This window comes from Micromonospora okii, from assembly GCF_020884795.1.
GTDB lineage: Bacteria > Actinomycetota > Actinomycetes > Mycobacteriales > Micromonosporaceae > Micromonospora > Micromonospora okii.
This window is the reverse complement of the sequence record NZ_BBZF01000022.1, coordinates 15707-38323: the sequence shown is the minus strand read 5'-3', so window position 1 is coordinate 38323 and position 22617 is coordinate 15707. Positions and strand designations below refer to the sequence as shown.

The following is a 22617-nucleotide window of genomic DNA, read 5'->3' as shown; positions in this document are numbered from 1 at the left end:
CCCGCCGGGGAACGCCACCCTCGACAGTCGGGGCGGCGCAACCCGGCGGGACGACGGTCAACCGGCCTGTTCCCGCAGATTCGCGGCGGGGGCCGCCGCAGGCGTGCGCCAGGCCACGACCGCGCCGGTCACGAGCCCCAGGGAGGCCAGCAGGGTGGCGACCAGGAACGGATCGAGAGAGTGCAGGGTCGGAGCGAACCCGATCCCGACGCAGACCGCCACCCCGGTGGCACCGCCCAGTTGGTCGGCCGCGCGCTGGACGCCGGAGGCGATCCCGGCGTCGTCCTCTTTGACGCCGCTGACCGCGATGTACTGCAGTCCCACGAGGCCGAAACCCATCCCGGCCGCGATCAGGAACATGGCCGGAACCATCACCATCCCGCCTGCCCGTGAGGCCGAGACAAGCGCGATCACGGCCATCGCGGCCGCGGTGAACCCGAGGCCGGCAAGCACACACGCACGTGCCCCCCAGCGGTCCAGCAAACGCGGCACGAGCATGGAGAACACGATCAACGAGACCGCCAGAGGCAGCATCGTCAGGCCCGCACCCAGCGGGCCGATACCCAGCCGATCCTGCAGGTAGAAGGTGAACAGCAGGAACGAGGTCGACAACGCGCCACTCAGCAACATGGTGACCAGGTTGGCCGCCACCCGCACGCGGTTGGCAAAGAAGCGCAGCGGCAGCAGCGGGTTGCGCGAGCGTGCCTCGACACTCACGAAGCCGGCCCCGGCCGCCACCGCCCCGGCCAACGCCCCCGGGACCACCCAGGCGGGTGTTCCGGGTTCACCGGCCTCGATCACGCCGAAGGTGAACAACAGCGGGCAGGCGGTCAGCAGCAGTGCGCCGGGCAGGTCAGTCGAGGGGGCGTTCTGGGCCACGGGCCGGTCACCCTCGACCAGGAAGACGGCCGCCAGCAACACGACCACGATGAACGGGACCGAAACCAGGAAGATCCACTGCCACCCCAGATAGTCGGTGATGATTCCGGACAGGACGAAACCGAGTACGAGACCGCAGCTGGCCACCGCCGCCCACACGCTCAGGGCCCGCGACCGGCGCGGGCCTTCGGGGAACATCAGGACAATGGTGGCCATCGCGGCAGGCAGCGCGACGGCCTCACCGGCGCCCTGCAGCAGGCGCGCGGCCACCAGCAGCGCGAACGTCGGGGCCAGACCCGCCAGCAGGGACGCGGCACCGAACAGGCCGGTGCCGAGCAGCAGCACGCGCCGCCGCCCGAGCAGGTCGCCCAGCCGGCCACCGAGCATCAGCACCCCGCCGCCGGTGACCGTGTACCCGACCACGACCCAGGTCAGCGTGTGCCCGTCGACGCCGAAGTCAGCGCCGATCGAGGGCAGGGCGATGTTGACCACGGTCACGTCGACCGCGATGAAGAACTGCAGCATGGACATCGCGCACAGGACCAGCCATGCGCGTACCGGGGACGGGCTGTGCCCGCGTGACAAAAGGATGCCTGGAAGCATCAGGTACTCCGTCGCTCAGAAGAAGCTCTGAGCAGCACGAACGTGCCGCTCCGGTCTGATCACGAAGCGGCTGGACGTCCAGGAAAGTGTGAGTCGAACGCCCCGCCGCTAGCGGGACGTCCTGGTCACTGCGGCACAAGCGGCCGCGCACGAGGCAGCAGACATGCCGTAAACGCTACCAGGGAGGGGGCACCCGGGTCAGGCACCTGCCTACCGTCTCATGTCTTCACTCGTAGGCCCGTTCGCCAGAACTTCCGGACACGGAAAGCTTCACGTCGTGAAGCACCCATCCGCGCGGCCTCTAAGCAAAGCGTCGATGTTCCTGGCACGTCAGTTGGATCGACGTGCTGCTCGTTCGACTTCTCGTAGTACGAGGCTGAGGGTCTGTGAGCGGCGGTCTGCCGGGAGGGCTGCCCATGCTCGTCGGGCGTGCTTGAGTCCTCCGGGGCGGTCGCCGGCTTTGGTCATCATGAGTGCGCGGTGTAGTTCGATGTGGGTGGCGAATCGGGTCAGCGATGCGGGTCGGAGCCGGTCGGCATCTGTCTGGGCCTGCTCGCCGGGGCCGGTCATGCCGAGTCGGGCGTAGAGCATGGATCGGAAGGTGGCCATGCGCCAGGCGGGTACGGCGGCGTCGGAGATTTCGTCGTCCGGTGAGCCGGTGAGGTCGAAGACTCGTCGTGCATCCTGGTCGGCGGCGACGGCTGCGGCGGTGTCGCCGCGTCCGGCGGCGACGTGTGCGCGGGCCATCAGCGCTTGGAGGCGGCCCAGTGAGGGGCGGTCGGATAGAGCGAGTGCCTGGTCTGCGTATCGCTGGGCGACGGTGGGTGCGGCGCCCTCGTAGGCGAGGGCGATGGCGGCGCGGCCGCGTACCCAGACTCGGACGGCCAGGTCGTCGGAGCGGTCGGCGGCGATTCGGGCGGTGTCGTACCAGGCGATGGCCTCGGTGGGGTCTTTGGTGGTCTTTCCGTAGGTGGTGAGTGCGCGGGCGGCGGTGGCCCACATCGTGGGGGTGTCGAGTTGTTGTTGCATGACGACGAGGTCACCGGCGAGACGGTTCTGAAGGGACTCGGCCCCGATGTCCATGTAGTCGCGGCCGTACTGGTCGACCCGGTCTCGCCAACGGTCCTCGCTGTCTCGCTGCCCGGCCAGGGCGGCGGTGAAGCCGGATCGGATGAGTTCGTTGGCGGCGATCGGGCCGATGGTGGCGGCGGCGAGGAGGTCTCTGCGTCTCACGTCCGCGTCTCCCAACGCTCGCGCGTAGGCGAGCACGATGTCCGGCGTCGCGGTCCGGCGTCCCGCTTCGACGTTGCTCAGGTGCGAGGCCGAGTAGCAGGTGCGGGCCGCGATGGAGGCGAGCGTCACGTCCGCCTCGATACGAGCGTGCCTCAGTTGTGCGCCGAGGTCATCCATCGATCCCCTGGTGAAAGCTCTTGAAAGCATCGAGGTGCTTCCGACCGTAGTCGTCTGGTCACAAGAGTAGAGCCCAGGCGCGGCCAGCGCGGCTCGTGCGGGACGTGAGTTCTGGTCGTGCCGCCAGCCGGGCGCGGCGGTGTCGATCCTTCCCCGAGCACGCCGCCGCGCCCCTACGACGGAGGCAGCGATGAGCGACGACGAGCCGGCCAAGAGTCGGGGCGAGCAGATCCAGGAGGCGGAACGGGAAGCCGCGAGGCAGCGCATCCTGGCGTTGGCCGAGGCGGAGCGGATACCGGCGGAGGAGACGACACGGGCGATACCGGACCGGCGGTGGCGGCGTGGACAGCGGTGACCTGCTGCCGGTCGGCCGGCGGGTGGCGTACTGGCGGGGGCGGCGGAAGTTGTCGCAGCAGGTGTTCGCCGACCGGTTGGGCAAGTCGAAGAGCTGGGTGGACAAGGTCGAGCGGGGCGTGCGGACCCTGGACAAGGTGACGACGTTGCACAAGATCGCCGCCGTCCTGCGCATCGACACGGCGGTCCTGCTCGCCCGGGACGCCCAGCCCGCCGAGACGAGCGCACACGGCCAGGGCGTCGAACAGCTCCGGGCCGCCCTGTCCCGCTACGAGGTCCCCCTCGACAGGCCGACCGCCCGCCGGCCGGTGCTGCCGGCCGACCAGATGGCCCGGCAGGTCGCGCACGCCTGGACGACCTTCCAGCACGCCCGCTATCCCCAACTGGCCGACCTGTTGCCGCACCTGCTGGCCGACGTCGAACGCGCCCACGTCGGCGACCCGGAAGCGGGTCGGGTGCCGCTGGTGGAGGCGTACCGGGTCACCGCCGCCCTGCTGGTGAAGCTCGGCGACCCGGACCTGGCGTGGCTGGCCGCAGACCGGGCCATGAACGCCGCCACCGGCGACCGGAGCATGGTGGCCGCCGCAGCGGTGCAACTCGGTCAGGTGCTCCGCGCCCGTGGGCAGGCGCGGGCGGCCACGTCGGTGATGCTCGCCGCCGCGTACCGGATCGCCCCGCCCGTGGTCGAGTTCGGCCTGCCCCCGGAGCTATCCCTGTGCGGAACGCTGCTCGTCCAGGCGGCCCTGGCCGCCGCCGCCCACGGCGACGCCCGCGCCGCCACCGACCTGCTCGACGAGGCCGCGACCCTGGCCGCCCGCGTCGACGACGGCCACGACCACCACCGCACCGCGTTCGGACCCACCGCCGTCGACCTGGCCCGCGCCGCCGCAGCCGTCGAACTCGGCGACACCCGAGAAGCGGTGACCCGACACGAAGCGGCCGTCCGGCGCGACGGCTGGCGGTGGCTGCCCACCGAACACCGCGCCGCGCACCTGCTCGACACCGCCCGCGCCCACCTCCACGCAGACGACCCGATCAACGCCGGCCGGCTCCTCATCGACGTCGACCGCATCGCACCCGCCGAAATCCGGCAGCGGCCCGCCGCCCGGGATTTGCTCGCCCACCTCGCCCGCGACCCCCGCACCCCGACCAGGATCGTTGAACTCGCCGTCACCCTCGGGGTGGGCTGAGGATGACCGCACCGTTCCTGTCCCTGGCCCAGATCCGCAACCGGCTGATCCTCACCGCCCGCTGGATCCTCCGCGACCACCGGCCCGGAACCGACGGGCGCTGCCCGATCTGCCGGACGACAGACTGCCCGGTGGCCGCCGCCGCCCGTGACGTCCTGCGCGCAGCCAAGGACGTGCAACTGTGGAGCACGGCAGCCCATTGCACCGAACCTGACCGCGACGACCCTCGGCAGGCCGGATGACCTCGGCCAAGGGCTCATCCGACCGGTCGGCGTCACCGGCCGTCCGGCCCCCGCCCCAGGGCCCGCGCGGCGTTGTCCACGGCCACCTGTCGCGCGTAGTCGCCGCCCCGGTGGGTCACCGACGCCGCCGGGTTCTCGTCGCCCATCGGGAACGGCCAGTCGCTGCCGAGGACCAGCCGCTCCGGGCCGAAGACCGACACCGCCAGGTCCACCACCGCCGGGTCGTGGGCCAGGTTGTCGACGTAGAGCGCGCGCACCGCCTCGGCCGGGGTGGGCGACAGCACCGGTACGCCGGGCCGGGTCGTGGTGTGCCCGCGCTCCCAGCGCCCGACCACGGCCGGCACGACGCCGCCGCAGTGCACCAGCACGAACCGGATCCCCGGGTACGCCCCGAGCACCCCGCCGAAGACGAGCTGCGCCACCGCCACGGCCGTCTCGACCGGGTTGCCCAGCAGGTTCGCCAGGTAGAACGGCTCCAGCCGGGCGTCCGGTGAGTGCGCGGGGTGCAGTTGCAGGGTGCGCCGGTCGGCGTCGAGGCGCTGCCACAGCGGGCGAAGCGCCGCCGCGTCCAGCGGGCCGGTCTCCCCGCCGGCGGCGCCCACCACTCCCGCCCAGCGCGCGTCGGCGGCGATCCGGTCGTATTCGGCGAGCGCCACCTCAGAGTGCTCGAACGGCAGGTACGCCAGCGGGGTGAGCCGGGGCCGGTCGGCGACCACGGCGAGCAGGCCGTCGTTGACCGCGCGGGCCCACGCCGCCGCCTCGGGCGCGCCCAGCCGCTGCCGGTAGAAGGGCGGCGGGACGCTGACGATCGCCTCGTCCAGGCCGGCCCGGTCGAGGTGGGCTTCGAGCCGGTCGGGGTGGTACAGGTCGGCCGGGCCGATCCGTCGGCCGCCGAGCAGGGCCGTGCCGTCGGTGTCGACGGCGACCCCGGGCAGGTCGGCCGGGCGCAGGTCGGGGGCGAGGTGGGCGTGCATGTCGATGCCGGACACTGGCGTACTTCCTTCGGGTTTGTCGCACCGGCGGTGACGCCGACGGTGCGCGACGGTGACGTGGTACGGCCGCGCGGGGACGCGCCCCGCCGAGGCGGGGCGTCTGGTCGGGGCAGGCGGTGAGCCGGGGTCAGCCGCCGGTGGGCGCGGGGCGCGGTTCGCCGGCCGGGGGCACGGCGGCGGCGTCGGTGTTCATCTTGGCGATCACCCGGTCGGCGGCGTGCTGGATGTGCACCCGCACGGCGGCCACGGCCGCCGCGACGTCCCCGGCAACGCAGGCGTCGAGGATGGCCCGGTGCTCCCGGACCCGCCTCTCGCTGCTCCCGTCCGGCGAGACCGTGGCGAAGCGGTACCGCTCGCTGTTCTCCCAGACGGGCTCCAGGCCGCGCAGCAGCCACCGCGACCCGGCCGCCCGGTAGATGGTGAAGTGGAACTCGGTGTGGGCCCGGCGGGCGGCCGTGGCGTCGCCGCGCGCGGACGCGGCGATGTGCTCGTCGAGCGCCGCCTCGGCGCGCTGGGCGTCGGCGGCGGTGAACCGGGTCGCCGCCCGCTCGACCAGGGCCGTCTCCATCGCGATCCGCGCCTCGTGGGTGTCGATCGCGTCGGCGACGGTCAGCGGCATGACCCAGGCGCCCTTGTGCTGCACCACGTCGACCAGGCCGATGGCGGCCAGCCGGCGGATGGACTCCCGCACCGGGCTCATGCTCATGCCCAGCAGCTCGGCCATCTCGTTGAGGCGCAGCGGGGTGCCGGCCGGCAGGCGGCCGGTGAGGATCGCCTCGTGCAGGGTCGCGGTCGCCGAGTCGGCGAGGGTGCGGTGCTGGGCGTCGGCCCCGTTCGCGCCGGCCCGGCCGTCATCGCCGGCGCCGCCCTGGACGGTCCTACGATGCGCTGTCGCCACGGTGTGCCTTCCGGATAGAGCCGTTCATGGGACGTCGTCCGTGCCCCGTCGCCGGGGACATTGTCCTGGACCAGGGATGTCTCGGTTGATCCCACAAACGCGCCGGCGGGCGCGGGAAATGGTACCAATTTCCCGCCGCGGCAAGGGGTCCTGCCGCGCCGCCCCGCGCCCGCCGGCGGTCAGTGCAGCGCGGTCAGCCGCACCCGGTTGCGCAGCTCACCGAGCCCCTCCACCCGGGTCACCACCAGATCGCCGTCCTTGAGGAAGATCTGTGGGTCGCGGGCGTTTCCGATGCCGCTCGGCGTGCCGGTGAGCACCACGTCGCCGGCCCGCAGGGTCATCCCCCAGCTCAGCTCCGCGATGAGCCGGGCGAAGGGGAAGGCCATCTGCGCGGTGGAGGCGTCCTGGAGGGTCACCCCATTGACCTCGCACCGGATGCGCAGGGCCGCCGGGTCCGGCACGTCGTCGGCGGTGGTCAGCCACGGCCCGAGCGGCATGGTGGCGTCGATGCTCTTGCCCTTGAGCCACTGCCCGCCGTGGGCGCGTTGCAGGTCGCGTTGCGACACGTCGTTGGCCACGCAGTACGCCGCCACGTACGACATCGCGTCGGCCTCGTCCACCGACCGGCAGTCCGCGCCGATGACCAGCGCCACCTCCGCCTCGTAGTCCCACTTCGCCGAGATCCGCGGGTCGTAGGCGATGTCGTCGTACGGGCCGACGACGGTGTCCGGGCCCTTGGTGAAGAAGGTCGGGTGCTTCGGCGTCTCGACCGGGTCCTGCCCCTCCCGCTTCCCGCGCGACTCCTCGAAGTGGTCCCAGTAGTTCCAGCCGGTGCAGAGGATGTCCCGGTTGAACCGGCGCAGCGGGGCGTCGAGCCGCACCCCGGCCAGCGGCTCCGGCGTGACCCGCCGCGCGGCGTCGCGGAGCGCGTCGAGGGCGGCGGGGCCGCCCCGGATCGCGTCGTCGAGGTCGCCGCAGTCGGCCGGGAGCACGGCGACGGTGTCGCCGTCGACCACGCCGATGCGCCGGCCGCCGTCGGCGAGCACGCTGGCGAGCCTCATCGGTCGTCCCGGTCGTCGTCGATCACGGCGATGGCGTTGATCTCGATGAGGTAGTCCTTGTTCACGAACTTGGAGACCTCGACCATCGTGGACGCCGGCGGCTCGCCGGTGAAGTACTGCCGGCGCACCTCGTGGATGGCCTTGAAGTCCTCCATGTTGCGGACGTAGACGTCCACCCGCACGACGTCGTCCAGCGTCCCGCCGGCGGCCGTCACCGCGGCGCGCAGGTTCTGGCAGACCTGGTGGGTCTGGGCGGCGACGTCGCCGACGCCGGTGACTCCGCCGGAGCGGTTGCGGGCGGTCATGCCGGAGACGAACACCATCCGGCCCTGCGCCCGCACCTGCGTGGCCTGGGCGAAGTGGCCGTTCGGCTCGGCCAGTTCGGGGGAAACGATCTGCTGCTTGGGCATGGTCTCTCTTCTTTCCGGGCTAGCGGGCGTCCGCCGGGTCGGTGTACCACTGCGGCTGGGTCGGATAGTGCGGCCCGTCGTAGATCTCCAGCAGGACGCTCTCCTCCTCGGCGAGCGTCGGGCCGTGCAGGCTGCCCTTCGGGTTCCAGTAGAAGGAGCCCGGGGTGAGGGTCAGGCCGGTGGGGACGTAGGTGTACCGGCCGGCGAGGCAGAACATGAACTGGTTGGACGCGTGCGAGTGGCGCAGCGGGATGCCGGAGCCGGCGCGGAACCGCACCAGCGAGATGGACGCCTCGGTCTCCTCGTCGCGCCACAGCGCCTTGTGCGACAGGCCCGCGAGGGTCTTGTCGGCCCAGTCCAGCTCGCCGGTCTCCAGCAGGATCTCGCGGAACCGGGCCAGCACCACGCCGCCGGGGCCGGGCACCAGTTCCTCCCGGGACCGGTCGGCCGCCGCGCCGCCGTAGTTCGACGGCTCGGAGAGGTTGTTGGCCCACTCGGCCGGGTCGACCCCGTCCGGCACCGGCGGGGCGGGCACGACCGGCGGCTGCCCGCTCACTGCTCGTCCCGCCCGGCCACGAGGTTCTCCCCCAGGCACTTCAGCTCGACGAGCCGGCTGCGGTAGCGGGTCGTGCCGTTGTTGGTCAGCATGTGGATCTCCCCCGGCGCGCGGTAGACCACCCCGCCGATGTCCTCGTGCACCAGGCGCGGGTCGCCCCCGGCGAGCGCGTCGATCCGGTTGTCGGCGGCCTCCAGGGCGATCACCAGGTACGGGTTGAGGTGGTGGTGCCAGGGCTGCTGCTCGCCCGGGGCCAGCTCGATCTCCCAGACCCGCACCTGGTCGTTCTCGAAGACCACCCGCTGGCCGACGGCGCCCAGCTCCACCTGGGTGCCGTCGGGGGCGGTCGCGTGACCGTACTCGCTCATCGTCAGTCCTTTCGCGGACGTTGGTGTGGTCAGGCCCGCTCGCGCGGCGGCGGGCAGCCGGTGATCCGGGTGTAGAGCTCGGCCGCCGTGTCGACGCCGGCGGCCGGTGTGAACGGTACGATCGCCGCGACGTGCCCGTCCGGGCGGATCAGCACAAGCGTGTCGTCGGCGACCGCGAACCGGCGGCGCACCCGGTCGCCCGGGTCGAACAGGGCCCGGTCCCGCAGGCCGGAGTCGTGCGGGGCGTCCCAGCGGCTCACCACGTAGTGCCGCAGCGCGGGCGAGTCCTGCGGGGGCAGCGCCGGCACCCGGCGCGGGTCGGTGAAGTAGAGCGCCACGAACGCGTCGGCGACCAGGTCGTGCAGGTGCACGGTGCCCGAGGGGCCGAACAGCGGCAGGTCGGGGCTGCGCGCCCCGGCCAGCACCGGCAGGGGCTCGTCCCCGGCGGCGGCCATCGACCAGTCGCCCGTGCCGTCGACGTCGAGGCGTACCCCGAGCATGGCGCGGGTGAAGGCGTTGCCCCAGTTGCCGGTGGTCATCACGCCCGGGTCGTCGGCGCGGCGGGCCATGTACGCCCGCGCGGCGGCGGCCATCGACGCGGAGCCCTTGGTGGCGACCGGCTCCTGCTCGACCTGGTAGCCGTCGAGCAGGTGATCGGTGGCCCAGCCGCGCAGCACCCAGGCCATCCGCCAGGGCAGGTTGGAGGCGTCCAGGACGCCGGTGTTCAGGCCCAGCGCCCACATCGGCGTGATCAGGTGCGCGGCGTCGCCGAGCAGGAAGACCCGCCGGTCCTGCCAGCGGTCGGCCACCCGCTGGTGGACGTGGTAGATGTTCGTGCCGAGGATCTCCAGCGTCTTGGTGTCGCCGATGAACCGGCGCGCCTTGTCGGCCAGCTCCTCCCGGTCCGGCTCGGCCTGCCCGGCGGGCAGCGGGTAGAGGAAGCGCCAGCAGTGCGGCTGCCGCACCAGGATCATCCACTCCTGCGGGTCGCCGAAGTAGGCCAGGTACGGGTAGTCGCGTGGGTTCTCCACGTCCAGGTCGACCTTCAGGTCGACCAGCATGTACCGCTCCTGGTACGTCTCGCCCTCGACCCGCGCGCCGATCTGGTCCCGCACGGCGGACCGGCCGCCGTCGCAGGCCAGCAGGTAGCGCACCGGCACGGTCCGCTCCCCCTCGGCGGTCTCCAGCCGCAGCTCCACCCGGTGGTCATGCTGGGCGAAGTCGAGCAGCCGGTGGCCCATCCGCAGCGCGCCGGGGGCGAGGGCGTCGAGGCGCTGGCGCAGGATCGGCTCCAGCTCGTGCTGCGGAATGTTGATCACGAACGGGAAGCGGGTGTCCTCCGTCAGGTCGCCCGTGCGGACGCTGAGGGTCTGGGTGTTGGTGGCCCGGTCCAGCTCGCCGATCTCGTCGATGCGCAGCGACCCGGCCAGCACGTCGTCGAGCGCGCCGTAGCGGTGCAGCACCTCCAGCGTGCGGGTGAGGATCGTGCCGGCCTTGGTGTCCAGCGACAGCCGGTCGTCCTCCTCGAAGACCACCACCGACACGCCGTGGTGGGCCAGGCCCAACGCGGTGACCAGGCCGACCGGCCCGGCGCCGACCACACCCACCGGCAACTGCTCGTTCGTCTCGCTCGTGCTGGTCACTGCGCCTCGCTCCTCGGGTACGCCCGGTCACGGGTGAGGGTGGATCCGGTCATCGACGCGGCGGGCGAGAGCAGGAACAACAGCGGGCCGACCACGTCCTCGGGCGTGCCGATGCCGGTGGCCCGCGCCCAGTGCTCCCGTTCCCCGCCCGCCGGGTTGGCCGCCCGGAACTGCGGGGTGTCCACCACGCCGGGGAAGACGGTGTTCACCCGGACGCGGTGCTCGGCGACCTCGGCGGCCAGCGACTTGGCGAAGGCGATCAGCGCCCCCTTGCTCGCCGCGTACGCCGACGCCTGCGCCCGGCCGGCGGTGGCCAGGCCGGAGGCGAAGACGAGGATCGTCCCCGCGCGGCGGGCGATCATGTCCGGCAGGACCGCCTGCGCGCACCAGAGGACACCGTCGAGGTTCACCCCGAGGGTGCGCCGCCACTGCTCGGGGTCCATGTCGACCACGTCGCAGCGGGGCTGCACGGCCGCGCCCGCCACCAGGGCGTCGACGCGGCCGTGCTCGGCGAGCACCCGGGCCACCGCGGCGCGCACCGCGTCCCGGTCGGAGACGTCGACCCGGTGCTCGATCACCCGCCCGCTCGGGTGCGGACGGCCGGGTGCGACGTCGAACACCACGGCTGTCCCCCCGGCGTCGGCGTACGCGTGGGCGAGGGCGGCGCCGATCCCGTTGGCGCCGCCGGTCACCACGCACACCTCGCCGGTGGCGTCGAAACTGGCCCTCATCTCATTCCTTCCTTCCGGCACCGCCGGGCGGCGACAGCGGCACGCCCAGCCCGGCGGCGACCTCCGCCAGCGCGGCGGAGACCGACGGCGCGAGCGTGACGCCCTCGCGCAGCGCCCGGTCGTAGCGGTCGGCCTCGATGTCGCCCGGCAGGTGGACGCGGTCCGTGCCGGGGGCCAGCGCGGAGCCGAGCACCTGGCCGGCGAGGTCGTCGACCCGGCGGGCGATCTCGTCGGCGTCCTCGGCGAACGTCTCGGCGTCCAGGGCGAGGAAGAAGTGCGCGCAGTCGTTGGGCACGGAGACGTCGGCGTAGAGGCCCTGCACGCCCTGGCCGTACGCGCCGCCGGAGAGGACCCCGGTGAGCACGTCGACCATGAGGGCGAGACCGTATCCCTTGTGGGCGCCCGAGGGCAGCAACAGCCCCCGCAGCGCGGCGGCCGGGTCGGTGGTGGGCTCGCCCCGCTCGTCGGTCGCCCAGGTGGCGGGAATCGGCCGACCCTCGCCGGCGGCCAGCCGGATCTTGCCGAGCGCGGCCTCGGAGAGCGCCACGTCGAGGATCACCGGCCGCCCGCCAGCGCGGGGCACGCCCACCGCGAGCGGGTTGTTGCCGACCACCGCCGACGCGCCGCCGGGTGCGGGCATCAGCGGGCGGGTGTTGGCCGCCGCGATGCCGACGCAGCCGTTGCGGGCGGCGAGGTCCACGTACCGGAACGCCCCTCCGAAGTGGAACGCCCGGCGGACGGTGACCACGCCGACGCCGTACGTGCGTGCCTTGTCGACCGCGAGCCGCATCGCCTGGTCGCCGGTGAGCTGCCCGAGGGCGTGACCGGCGTCGAGCACCGCGACGGCGCCCTTGTCGCGGACCACCTCGGCCCGCTCCGCCCGGCTCACCGAGCCGGCCCGGATCCGGTCGACGTACATCGGCAGCAGCATCACCCCGTGCGAGCCGATGCCGCGCATGTCGGCGTCGACCAGGGTGCCGGCGACCAGGGCGGCGGCGGGGGCGGAGTAGCCCAGCGCGCCGAAGACGGCGGCGACGGCGTCGGTGAGCCAGCCGACCGGCACCGTCGGCGGCAGGTGCGCGGGGTCCACGACGGGTGCGCCCGCGTTCCGGGCGCTCACGACCGGTCCGCCCACGGCACGAAGAACCGCTCGATCGCCTCGAGCAGGTAGAACAGCACGACGCTCATGACGCCGAGCAGGATCATCGCGCCGAAGGCCAGCGCGGTGTCGGCGCTCGCGCCGGAGGCGACGATCGCGTAGCCCAGCCCCTCGGTGGCGCCGACGAACTCGGCGATCACCGCGCCGATGACGGCGAGGGTGATGGCGAGCTTGAGCCCGACGAAGAGCTGCGGGACGGCGGCCGGCATCCGGATCATGCGGAACGTCTGCCACCAGTTCGTCCGCAGCGACCGGCCCAGCTCCACCAGGTCGGCCGGGGTGGAGCTGAGCCCGGCGGCGGTGGAGATGACGATCGGGAAGAAGCAGACCAGGAAGACCAGGAAGACCTTGGGGAACTGGCCGAAGCCCATCCACACCACCAGCAGCGGCGCGACGGCCACCTTCGGTACGGCGTTGAGCATCAGCAGCAGCGGGTAGACGGTCCGCTCCAGCATCCGGGAGGCGGTGACGATCAGCGCCAGCGGCACCCCGACCGCGATGGCCAGGCCGAAGCCGAGCAGCGTCTCGGCGAGGGTGACCAGGGTGTTGTCCCACAGGTAGCCGGACTGCTCCGTCATGGCCCGCCCCACCTCGATCGGGGACGGCAGGATGAAGCTCTCCACGTCGAAGACGACGGTGATCGCCCACCACAGGGCGACGGCGGCCACGACGCCGAGCACGGGCGGCAGGTGCTGGGTCCAGCGGGCGTCCGGGCGCGGCCCGGCGCGGCGGGCCCGGGGGGTCTCGGCGACGGTCACCGCGTCACCTCCTCGGGGGTCATGAGCAGGTCGTGCAGGCGGGCGCGGAGTTCGCCCAGCTCGGCGGAGTGGCCGTCGTGCCCCAGCGACCGCGGGCGTTCGACGTCGATCTGGACGATCTCGCGGAGCCGGCCCGGTCGTGGGCTGAGCACCACGACCCGGTCGGCGAGCAGCACGGCCTCGTCGACGGAGTGCGTCACGAAGAGCACCGTGGAGGCCTGCTTCATCTGGAGGCGTTGCAGCTCCACCGTGAGGTCGGCGCGGGTGAGCGCGTCGAGCGCGGAGAACGGCTCGTCCATCAGCAGCACCCGGGGCTGCTGGATGAGGGCCCGGCACAGCGAGACCCGCTGCTGCATGCCGCCGGAGAGCTCGTGCGGCAGGCGCTTGTCGAAGCCGTTGAGCCCGACCAGGTCGAGCAGTTCGTGGGCGCGGGCCCGGGAGTCGCGCTTGTCCAGCCTGAACACCTCGGTGGGCAGCAGCACGTTGTCGAGGACCGAGCGCCACGGCAGCAGCGCCGGGCGCTGGAACATGAAGCCGACGTCGCGCCGGGGGCCCCGGACCGGGGTGCCGGCGACGGTGATCTCGCCGGAGGTGGCCGTCTGGAGGCCGGCGACCAGCCGCAGCAGGCTGGACTTGCCGCAGCCCGAGCGCCCGACGATCGCCACGAACTCGCCGTCGACGACGTCGAGCGACACCTCGCGCAGGGCCTCCACGTCACCGCCGCGGGTGCGGTAGATCTGCGAAACGTTGCTAATTCCGATCATGGGTTTACCCCTCGCGGTGCGCGCGGCGTCGCGCGCACCGCCGTCGAAGAGGAAGTCACGGCTTGACGACGTCGTAGACGCCGAGGTCGTCGGCGCTCGGCGTCGACTTCAGGGTGCCGGTGCCGGCGAGCAGGGTGATCATGGCCTCGATCCGGGCCCGGTCGAGCTTGCCGGCCGTCGCGCCGTCGCCGAGGACGTACGGGCGCATCTCGGTCAGCTCGGCGGCGGCGACCTTCTCGTCGGCCGTCCGGTCGTGCTTCTTGAGCAACTGGGCGGCCTCGTCGGGGTGCTCGACCGCGTAGACCAGGCCCTTGATCAGCGCCGCCGTGAACTTCTCCACCTGCGCGCGGTCGCTGTTGAGCTTGTCGGTCGAGACCAGCAGGCCGTTGCCGTACAGGTCGGGCAGCTTGTCCGCGTACGGCAGCATGGTGACGGTCTTGCCGCCCGCCGCCTTCTCCAGCAGCGGCTTGCCGGCGACGAACTGGCCGATCGCGTCCACCGAGCCGGCGGCGAGCAACTGCGGCAGCGACTGCGGCGAGGACGGGACGAACTTCACCGACTTCGGGTCGATGCCGGCCGCCTTGGCGTACGCCGGGAAAATGATCATGTTGGTGGAGCCGGAGGCGTCGGCGATGCTGGCGCCCGCCAGCTTCTCCGGCGAGTCGATCGCCTTGCCCAGCGAGGCGATGCCGGCCATGGACTTCTGGTGGACGGCGGCCACCGCGCGCACCGGGAGCTTCTCGCCGGCCATGGTGGTGATGACCCCGGACAGGTCGCCGGTGCCGTAGTCGGCCTGCCCCGACCCGATCAGCTTCATGACGTCGACGGTGCCGGTGCCCGGCTTGATGGTGACCTTGAGCCCGGCCTCCTCGAAGTAGCCCTTCTCCAGGGCGACGTAGGCGTACGAGTCCCGACCGAACGTCCCGAAGGAGGTCAGGTAGGTGACGGCGGTGGCGTCGGAGGATTTGCCCTCCTCCGAGCCACCGCAGGCGGAGACGGTGAGGGCGAGAGCCGCCGCGGCGACGGCTGCGGCGAGACGGTGACGACCTGACATGGGACCTCCTGCGTTGGCGGGATTTATCAAATGTCAAACCTCCCGGCCCGTCAAGACCCCGATCCGGCCGCCGCCACCCCGCCCGGCGGCCACCATCGAACCGAATGGATCGGGCACCGCCGCCGAGGCCCGCGCGCCGCCGCCCCGAGTCCCGGGTGACCCCGGCGACCACCCCTTACCACCAAGCCTTTTGAAACAATTACTTGCAACAATGTGACATGCCCTCCGTAGAAGGTTCACCATATGAGGATCACGGCGATTGCCGGCCGCCGGCGTTGACACCGACAAAGCCCTGTGGCAAGTTGGCGAACGGCACGGGGGCGCCGAACCTCTGAACATAATTGCGGCCTGGCCGCCGTTTCGGAGGATGCGACGAACCTGGCCTGTCCTGCCCGTGTTACGGGCCATCGCCGAATCGCCGCCGGATTCGTCCGGGCGATTCGACGTCGAGCGGAAGGGGGCCCAAAAATGCGTTACCTCCACTGATCCGTCGCGTCGCCGCGGCCATTCGGCGCGTCCGGATGGCCGCGGTGCCACGCGCCTGTCAACAGGCCATCACCTCGGAAGGGGCGTCCCTCGTGGCGGACGAGGCCACTGCCGTACGTGACCCGATCTACGATCCCCTGGCCCCGGCCGTGATCGCCGACCCGTACCCGTCCTACCGGGCGCTGAGGGAGAATGATCCGGTCTACTGGCACGGTTTCCTCGATTCCTGGGTCGTCACAAGCCATGCGCAGTGCCGACAGGTGCTCGGCGACACGACCAACTTCGGCTCCGACTTCCGACGGGTCGGCATCGAAATACCGGACACGCAGTTGAGTGTGCAGTCGCTCGATCCACCCGAGCACGGTGCCATTCGTCACCTGCTCGTTTCCGCATTGCACGAACAACCACCCGGCACGGTACGGGCACAGTTCGCGGAGATCGCCGCTCGGCAGCTCGCCGAACTGTCCGGCCGGCCCGGGCCCGTCGACCTGGTGAGCCGGTTCGCCCGCCCGGTCGCGCTGCGGACGATCACCGGCTTCCTCGGCGTCCCGTCACCCGACGGCGCGCGGTTCGAGCAGTGGTCCAACGCGATCGTGCGGAGCATGGACGCCGGCATCGAGCCCGACCGGGCGGAGCCGGGCAACCAGGCGCGGGCGGAGCTGAGCCGACTCGTCGCGGGCTGGCTCGCCGACGCCGACGAGCGCGGGTTCCTCGGGGCGGCCCGGCGGGCGGCGCGCGACCAGGGCGTGCCGGCGGCGGTGCTGGCCAACTCGACGCGCGCGGTGCTGCACGCCGGCTACGAGTCCGTCAGCCGCCTGCTGGGCGCCGTCCTCGCCCGGCTGGTCCGGCAGCCGGAGCTGCTGGCCGGTCCGGAGGACGCCGACGACGCGCTGGTCGACGAACTGGTCCGGCTGGACGGTCCGGTGCAGGCCGACGCGCGGGTGTGCGTACGCGACCACACGGTCGGCGGGCGGGCGGTGCGGCGCGGCGACGTGCTGGTGCTGTTCATCGCGGCGGCGAACCGCGACCCGGCGGTCTTCCCCGACCCCGACGCCGTGCTCCTGACCCGGCGCCGGGGCCTGCACCTGGCCTTCGGGCGGGGCGCGCACGCCTGCCTCGGCGCCGGCCTGGCGACCCTCCAGCTCCGCGAGGTGCTGGGGGCGCTGCGCCGGTCCGGGCTGCGGCTCGCGCCGGCCGGCCCGCCGACGTACGAGCCCACGGCCACCCTGCGGGGCCTGGCCGACCTCCCCGTGTCGGTGCGCCGCACCGACCGGGCCGGCTGACCACTCCCCCGGACCGGCCGACCGCACCTGCCGGCCGTTCTCCCCGGGCTGGCCGACGGCACCGACCGGCCGCTCTCCCCCAGGCCGGCCGACCGCACCGACCGGCCGTTCTCCTTAGGACGACCGACGTGACCGATCCCCAACGACCGGAGGTGTCGTGCGTAGCGTGACCGTGTTCCACAGGCTGGCCGGACTGGTCGGCGTACTGCTGCTGGCCGGCGTCGCCGTGCCGCCGGGCGTGGCCGCCCGGGCCGAAGCCGCCGGGGCCACCCGGTCCGCCGCGGGGGCGGGGCGGCACGCCGCCGCCGGATCCCTGGCCGACACGCTGGCGGCCGCCGTCACCGGCGCGGAGGTCCACCGCCACCTGACGGCGTTCCAGGGCATCGCCGACTTCAGCGGCGGCGACCGGGGCTACAACCGCGTCGGGTTCACCCGCTCGGCCTGGTACGTCACCACCCTGCTGCGCGCGGCCGGATACCAGGTCGTGGAGCAGACCGTCCCCTACACCGACTTCGACATCTCCGTCGAGCGGCTGCGGGTCGGCGGGGCCGGCGGCCGGGACGTGCGGGTGCTGGCGACCCGGTTCGGCCCGACCACGCCCGCCGAGGGCATCGAGGCGCCCGTGGCGACGCCACCCGTGGGGCGCACCGGCTGCGAGCCGGCCGACTACGACGGCGTCGCCGCCGCCGGGGCGGTCGTGGTGCTGGCCCGCGCCGCCTGCGGCTACGCCCGACAGCAGCAGGTCGCCGCCGGGGCGGGTGCGCGCGGGGTGCTGCTGTACTACGCCACCCCGTCGCCGGAGAACATCTACCGGTTCCACGCCTTCGACCCGGCGGCGTTCACGATCCCGACCGCCTCGGTGTCCCAGCGCGACGGCGAGGAGCTGGTGCGCGCCGCGCGCGGGGACGGTACCCGCGTACACCTGACGCTGCGGGCCCAGTCCGTCGCCCGGACCACGGTGAACCTGATCGCCGAGACCGCCGGCGGCGACCCGGAGAACGTGGTGCTGCTCGGCGCGCACCTCGACAGCGTCCCCGAGACGCCCGGGATCAACGACAACGCGGTGATGTCCGCCGCCGTCCTCCAGGTGGCCATCGCCCTGGGCGGGCGGCAGCACGCCGTCACCAACAAGGTCCGGTTCGTCTGGTGGGGCGCGGAGGAGATGATCAACGTCGGCTCGGGGCACTACGTCGCGAACCTCTCCGCCGGGGAGCGGCAGCGCATCGCCGCCGTGCTCAACGGCGAGCTGATCGCCTCGCCCAACCCCGGCCGCTTCGTCTGGGACCCCGGGACCGGCGGCGGGCACGTGCTCGCCAACCTCTTCGGGGAGTACTTCGACGGCCGGGGGCTGCCCTACGAGCGGACCGCGCCCGGATCCGTGGGCTCCGACCACCTGGCGTTCGAGGCCGTGGGCATCCCGACCGGCGGCCTCGACGGCGGGAACCTCGCGGTCAAGACGCCCCAGCAGCAGGCCCGCTTCGGAGGGCAGGCCGGGCAGATGTTCGACCACTGCTACCACCAGACCTGCGACCGGATCGAGACGATCAACCGGGCCGCCCTCGACGCGAACGTACCGGCGGTGGCGTGGGTGCTCGGGCGGCTGGCCGTCGACGTCTCCGCCGTCCGGGCGGCCACCGCCCCGTAGAGGTGAAAGGAGGGGTCCCTTCCTATCGCGTACGCGATAGGAAGGGACCCCTCGTTTCGGGTCCGGGGGACTTTGTGCCGATCACGGGCGGTAGGACCGTAGTCACGACATGCTCATTCCCGGCGGCCCCGGGTGTCCCCGCCCCGACCGCGCCCCTAGCGTCACCAACCACTGTGGACTGTCGGCCGCACCAGAGGGGGACGGAAGTATGCCACGAAGGACTCCACGGCCCCGGCTGGCCCGGATCGGCCTGGTCGCCGCCCTGGTCGCGGCGCTGGCCACGCCGGTCGCCACGGCCACGCCGGCGAGCGCGGTGACGCTGCCGACCGGCTTCCAGGAGCAGGTCGTCCTCACCGGCCTCGACCTTCCGACGAACGTCGAGTTCGCCAGGGACGGGCGGGTGTTCGTGGCCGAGAAGGGCGGCCGGATCAAGGTGTTCGACAACCTCGCCGACACCACCCCGACCCTCTTCGCGGACCTCTCCGCGAACGTGCACAACCAGCACGACCGGGGGCTGCTCGGCCTCGCCCTGCACCCGCAGTTCCCGACCCAGCCGTACGTCTACGTGCTCTACTCCTACGACGCCCCGCCCGGGCGGACCGCGCCCTACTGGAACGACAACTGCGCCGCCGTGGGCGGCAGCAACTCCGGGCAGTGCGTCGTCACGGGCCGGCTGTCCCGGCTCACCGCCGCCGGGAACGTGATGACCGGCGGCGAGCAGGTGTTGCTCCAGGACTGGTGCCAGCAGTTCGCCAGCCACTCGGTCGGCGACCTCCGGTTCGGCGCCGACGGGATGCTCTACGTCTCCGGCGGCGACGGCGCCAGCTACGACGTCGTCGACTACGGCCAGCGCGGCACCCCGCCCAACCCGTGCGCCGACCCGCCCGGTGGGGCGATGACCCCGCCCACGGCCGAGGGCGGCGCGCTGCGCGCCCAGGACCTGCGCACCACCGCCGACCCGACCAGCCTCGACGGCGCGGTGCTGCGGCTCGATCCGGCCACCGGCCAGGCCGCGCCGGGCAACCCCCTGGCGGGCAGCGCCGACGCCAACGCGCGGCGGATCGTGGCCCACGGGCTGCGCAACCCGTACCGGATGACCATCCGCCCGGGCACCAACGAGGTGTGGGTCGGCGACGTCGGCTGGACGAAGTGGGAGGAGCTGAACCGGATCGCCGACCCGACCGCCGGGGTCGCGAACTTCGGCTGGCCCTGCTACGAGGGCAACGGCCGGCAGAGCGGGTACGACGGCGCGAACCTCGACATCTGCGAGAACCTCTACGCCGGCCCCGGGCAGACGGCCCCCTTCTACGCCTACGACCACGCCGCCTCGGTGGTGCCCGGCGAGTCCTGCCCGACCGGCGGCTCGTCCGTCGGCGGCCTGGCCTTCTACCCCGCCTCCGGCGGCAGCTACCCGGCGGCGTACCAGGGGGCGCTGTTCTTCTCCGACTACTCCCGGGACTGCATCTGGGCCATGCTGCCCGCCGCGCCCGGGGGTCAGCCGGTGGCGGGCAACCGGCAGACCTTCGCCGCCGCCGCGTCCAACCCGGTCGACCTGGCCGTCGGCCCGGGCGGGGACCTGTACTACGTCGACATCGGCGGCGGGGCGCTGCGCCGGGTCCGGTACTTCCCCGGCAACCAGCCGCCCGTAGCGTCGATCACCGCCTCCCCCACCTCCGGGCCGGCGCCGCTGACCGTGAACTTCAGCGCCACCGGGTCGTCGGACCCGGACCCGGCCGACGCGGGCCTGCTGCGCTACGAGTGGGACTTCACCAACGACGGCGTGGTCGACTCCACCGCCGCCACCGTCTCGCACACCTACCCGGCGGGCGGGCCGTACACGGCGCGGCTGCGGGTCGTCGACACCCTCGGGGCGAGCGGCACCGCGACCGTGGCGATCCAGTCCGGCAACCGGGCGCCGACCGCCGTCATCGACACCCCGGGGTCGAGCTTCACCTGGGCGGTGAACACCCCCATCAGCTTCGGCGGGCGCGCCACCGACCCGGAACAGGGCACCCTGCCGGCGTCCGCGCTGCGCTGGCGGATGCTGCTGCACCACTGCTCCGCGCCGGGCAACTGCCACGCCCACCCGCTGCGGGACTGGGACGGGGTCGCAGGCGGCACGATCGCCGGCCCGGACCACGAGTACCCGTCGTACCTGGAGCTGGTGCTGACCGCCACCGACAGCGGGAGCCTGAGCCACTCGACCAGCGTGCGGCTGGAGCCGAAGACCGTCGACCTGACCTTCGACACCACCCCGTCCGGCCTGGAGTTGGTCTTCGGTTCCACGGCCCAGGCCACGCCGTTCACCCGCAGGGTCATCCAGGGCTCCACGAACACGGTCAGCGCGGTGACCCCGCAGACCGTCGGGGGGCGCACCTACGACTTCTCGTCCTGGTCCGACGGGGGCGGGCAGTCGCACTCGATCACCGCGCCGGCCACCCCGGCCACCTACACCGCCCGGTACGCCGAGCGCACCGCCAGCACCCGGCTGCCGCAGTCGCAGCTCGACGTGGCCGACGTGGACAGCCAGGAGACGGTGCTGACCAACGGCCGGGCGACGAACGTGCTCGACGGCGACCCCGCCACCTTCTGGCACAGCCGGTACCGGCTGTCCAGCCTGCCCCACCCGCACTGGATCGACCTCGACCTGAACGCCTCGCACCGGGTGAACCGGCTGTACTACCTGCCCCGGCAGGACAGCGCCGACGGCCGGATCACCGGGTACGAGGTGTACCTGTCCAGCGACGGCGCGACCTGGGGCAGCCCGGTGGCGAGCGGGACGTTCCCCAACTCGGCCGCCGAGCAGACGGTGACGATCCCGCCCACCACCGCCCGGTACGTCCGGCTGCGCGCCCTCGGTGAGGTCAACGGAAAGAACTGGACGTCGGTCGCCGAGCTGAACGTGGGCGTCGCCCCGACCGGCTGAGCCCGTCTCCGCCCGGTCGTGCCCGCCCGGCGGGCGCGGCCGGGCGGCTCAGACCAGCAGGCCCGCCCGCATCTCCGCGCCCGGGTTGAACCCGCCGACGAGGTAGGGGCCGGCCGGGTCGTGCACGTCGAGGGTGTGGTTGCGCCGCATCAGCTCGCGCACCGGGGGCGGCAGCGGGGGCGGGTCCCCCACGGCCTCGCGGATCTGCCGGCAGGTCGTGATCAGCCGGGCGGCCAGGGTGGCGGCGTCGGTGTCCACCCGGACCCGGCCGTACTCCCACCCGGCCACGGTGAGGTCGAGCAGCTCGAACAGGTGGGCCAGCAGCGGCAGCGGGTCGCTCGTCGCCACGACCCGGTCCGCCCGCGTGCCGAGGACCGTGACGGCTGCGGCCACCTGCGCGTACGGGTGCAGGCCGCCCGGCAGCGCGAACAGCGGCCACCGCAGGTGGGGCCCCGCCTCCTGCCACAGCGGCCGGTAGTTGCGGCGGTCCACCACGACTCGGTAACCGGTGCGCTGGTGCAGGTCGTACGCCTGGGCGAGCAGCTCCGCGTGCGCCTGCTCGGCGGCCTCCCGCACTATCCCGGCGGCCACGAGCAGGCCGTCGTCGCCGCCCAGGAGCCGGGTGACCGCCTCGACCTGCTCGGGGAACCGGACCTGCGCACCGGCGCCGAACCGGTGCCGCACCTCCCGCAGCAGGGCCTCCTGTCGGCTCGGATCGAGCTCGACGTGCCCCCTACCCAGCACACGCTGGAGCCACCGCATGTCGCCTCGTCTCCGCAGGCCGCCTCAGGACGCCGCAATGCTAACCCAGTCCCGGCGCGCACCCGATCGCGTCGGCGGGGACGGAAACGAAACTCGCCGCCGCGTCCGGCCCGTAACGTGGGGACCAGGAACGACAGGCGGGAGAGGCACGTGACGGAGCCGGAGGAGGACCGGGAGAAGACCCGAAAGACCGACCAGGTGCTGTTCTCGCCCGACGGGGACCCGCACCACACGCTGGCGGAGGCGCCCCAGCCGGACGAGCACCTGCCGGCGACGTTCACGCACGACGACCGGACCGACGTCGTCGACGACGAGCAGTGAGCGGGCCCGCCGCCCGTACCGGAGGACCGGTGGCGGACGGCGGGCCGCGCCGCTACCGGTAGGTCTCGAGGACGGCGCCGGTGGCCCCGTTGAGGAGTCGCCAGGCCCCGGTGTTCCCCACG

The 22617-nt window shown here is 73.1% G+C and carries 22 protein-coding genes; 7 read left to right on the top strand and 15 right to left on the bottom strand.

Annotation, left to right across the window (positions count from 1 at the left end; all coding sequences use genetic code 11):
* Positions 1-57: 57 nt before the first annotated feature.
* Positions 58-1482 (bottom strand): MFS transporter, encoded by a 1425-nt coding sequence (locus LPU43_RS21125; protein WP_229402231.1) that lies wholly within the window; start codon positions 1480-1482, stop codon positions 58-60.
* A gap of 330 nt (positions 1483-1812) precedes the next feature.
* Positions 1813-2892 carry a helix-turn-helix domain-containing protein gene (locus LPU43_RS21120; protein ID WP_229402230.1) on the bottom strand — a complete coding sequence of 360 codons (1080 nt, stop codon included), beginning with the start codon at positions 2890-2892 and terminating at the stop codon, positions 1813-1815.
* Positions 2893-3082: 190 nt separating this feature from the next.
* Between LPU43_RS21120 and LPU43_RS21115 the strand changes: the two genes are divergently transcribed.
* From LPU43_RS21115 to LPU43_RS21105, 3 genes are read left to right on the top strand one after another with little or no spacing between them, the layout of a single operon-like run.
* The gene (locus LPU43_RS21115; protein WP_229402229.1) at positions 3083-3247 is read left to right on the top strand and encodes a hypothetical protein; all 165 of its coding nucleotides are present in this window, start codon (positions 3083-3085) and stop codon (positions 3245-3247) included.
* Positions 3234-4436 carry a helix-turn-helix domain-containing protein gene (locus LPU43_RS21110; protein WP_229402228.1) on the top strand — a complete coding sequence of 401 codons (1203 nt, stop codon included), beginning with the start codon at positions 3234-3236 and terminating at the stop codon, positions 4434-4436. Before LPU43_RS21115 ends, LPU43_RS21110 begins: the two co-directional genes overlap by 14 nt.
* A gap of 2 nt (positions 4437-4438) precedes the next feature.
* A complete protein-coding gene (locus tag LPU43_RS21105; protein ID WP_229402227.1) occupies positions 4439-4678 on the top strand; it encodes a hypothetical protein in 240 nt (79 codons plus the stop codon).
* A gap of 32 nt (positions 4679-4710) precedes the next feature.
* On the opposite strand, the gene LPU43_RS21100 is transcribed toward LPU43_RS21105, so the two are convergent.
* The 12 genes from LPU43_RS21100 to LPU43_RS21045 form a co-directional block, all read right to left on the bottom strand.
* Complete coding sequence (locus LPU43_RS21100) at positions 4711-5667, bottom strand: amidohydrolase family protein (RefSeq protein WP_229402226.1); 957 nt, start codon at positions 5665-5667, stop codon at positions 4711-4713.
* A 130-nt stretch (positions 5668-5797) separates the two neighbouring features.
* On the bottom strand, positions 5798-6568 hold the full coding sequence (locus tag LPU43_RS21095) for a GntR family transcriptional regulator (RefSeq protein WP_229402225.1): 771 nt from the start codon (positions 6566-6568) through the stop codon (positions 5798-5800).
* Between the two features lie 179 nt (positions 6569-6747).
* Entirely contained in the window at positions 6748-7629 is an 882-nt protein-coding gene (locus LPU43_RS21090) for a fumarylacetoacetate hydrolase family protein (RefSeq protein WP_229402224.1), read from the bottom strand.
* Entirely contained in the window at positions 7626-8039 is a 414-nt protein-coding gene (locus LPU43_RS21085) for a RidA family protein (protein ID WP_229402223.1), read from the bottom strand. The genes LPU43_RS21090 and LPU43_RS21085 overlap by 4 nt, the downstream gene beginning before the upstream one ends.
* 19 nt (positions 8040-8058) lie before the next feature.
* Complete coding sequence (locus tag LPU43_RS21080) at positions 8059-8595, bottom strand: cupin domain-containing protein (RefSeq protein ID WP_229402222.1); 537 nt, start codon at positions 8593-8595, stop codon at positions 8059-8061.
* Positions 8592-8963 (bottom strand): cupin domain-containing protein, encoded by a 372-nt coding sequence (locus LPU43_RS21075; RefSeq protein WP_229402221.1) that lies wholly within the window; start codon positions 8961-8963, stop codon positions 8592-8594. Before LPU43_RS21075 ends, LPU43_RS21080 begins: the two co-directional genes overlap by 4 nt.
* A gap of 29 nt (positions 8964-8992) precedes the next feature.
* Positions 8993-10606: an FAD-dependent monooxygenase gene (locus LPU43_RS21070; protein ID WP_229402220.1), complete on the bottom strand. Its 1614-nt coding sequence runs from the start codon at positions 10604-10606 to the stop codon at positions 8993-8995.
* Positions 10603-11337: an SDR family NAD(P)-dependent oxidoreductase gene (locus LPU43_RS21065; protein WP_229402219.1), complete on the bottom strand. Its 735-nt coding sequence runs from the start codon at positions 11335-11337 to the stop codon at positions 10603-10605. Before LPU43_RS21065 ends, LPU43_RS21070 begins: the two co-directional genes overlap by 4 nt.
* A gap of 1 nt (position 11338) precedes the next feature.
* Entirely contained in the window at positions 11339-12457 is a 1119-nt protein-coding gene (locus LPU43_RS21060) for an Ldh family oxidoreductase (RefSeq protein WP_229402218.1), read from the bottom strand.
* A complete protein-coding gene (locus LPU43_RS21055) occupies positions 12454-13254 on the bottom strand; it encodes an ABC transporter permease (RefSeq protein ID WP_229402217.1) in 801 nt (266 codons plus the stop codon). Before LPU43_RS21055 ends, LPU43_RS21060 begins: the two co-directional genes overlap by 4 nt.
* Positions 13251-14018: an ABC transporter ATP-binding protein gene (locus LPU43_RS21050; RefSeq protein ID WP_229402216.1), complete on the bottom strand. Its 768-nt coding sequence runs from the start codon at positions 14016-14018 to the stop codon at positions 13251-13253. Before LPU43_RS21050 ends, LPU43_RS21055 begins: the two co-directional genes overlap by 4 nt.
* A 55-nt stretch (positions 14019-14073) precedes the next feature.
* A complete protein-coding gene (locus tag LPU43_RS21045) occupies positions 14074-15072 on the bottom strand; it encodes an ABC transporter substrate-binding protein (protein ID WP_229402215.1) in 999 nt (332 codons plus the stop codon).
* Positions 15073-15650: 578 nt separating this feature from the next.
* Here LPU43_RS21045 and LPU43_RS21040 point away from each other — a divergent pair.
* The 3 genes from LPU43_RS21040 to LPU43_RS21030 all read left to right on the top strand — a co-directional run bounded on the left by LPU43_RS21040 (position 15651) and on the right by LPU43_RS21030 (position 21412).
* Complete coding sequence (locus tag LPU43_RS21040; RefSeq protein WP_229402214.1) at positions 15651-16841, top strand: cytochrome P450; 1191 nt, start codon at positions 15651-15653, stop codon at positions 16839-16841.
* A 157-nt stretch (positions 16842-16998) separates the two neighbouring features.
* Positions 16999-18486 (top strand): M28 family peptidase, encoded by a 1488-nt coding sequence (locus LPU43_RS21035; protein WP_229402213.1) that lies wholly within the window; start codon positions 16999-17001, stop codon positions 18484-18486.
* Positions 18487-18694: 208 nt separating this feature from the next.
* On the top strand, positions 18695-21412 hold the full coding sequence (locus LPU43_RS21030; RefSeq protein ID WP_229402212.1) for a PQQ-dependent sugar dehydrogenase: 2718 nt from the start codon (positions 18695-18697) through the stop codon (positions 21410-21412).
* Positions 21413-21460: 48 nt separating this feature from the next.
* Here LPU43_RS21030 and LPU43_RS21025 read toward each other — a convergent pair whose 3' ends face one another.
* Positions 21461-22174, bottom strand: a complete 714-nt coding sequence (locus LPU43_RS21025) for a hypothetical protein (RefSeq protein WP_229402211.1) — start codon at positions 22172-22174, stop codon at positions 21461-21463.
* A 150-nt stretch (positions 22175-22324) separates the two neighbouring features.
* On the opposite strand from LPU43_RS21025, the gene LPU43_RS21020 reads away from it, so the two are divergent.
* The gene (locus tag LPU43_RS21020) at positions 22325-22495 is read left to right on the top strand and encodes a hypothetical protein (RefSeq protein ID WP_229402210.1); all 171 of its coding nucleotides are present in this window, start codon (positions 22325-22327) and stop codon (positions 22493-22495) included.
* Positions 22496-22617: the final 122 nt, after the last annotated feature.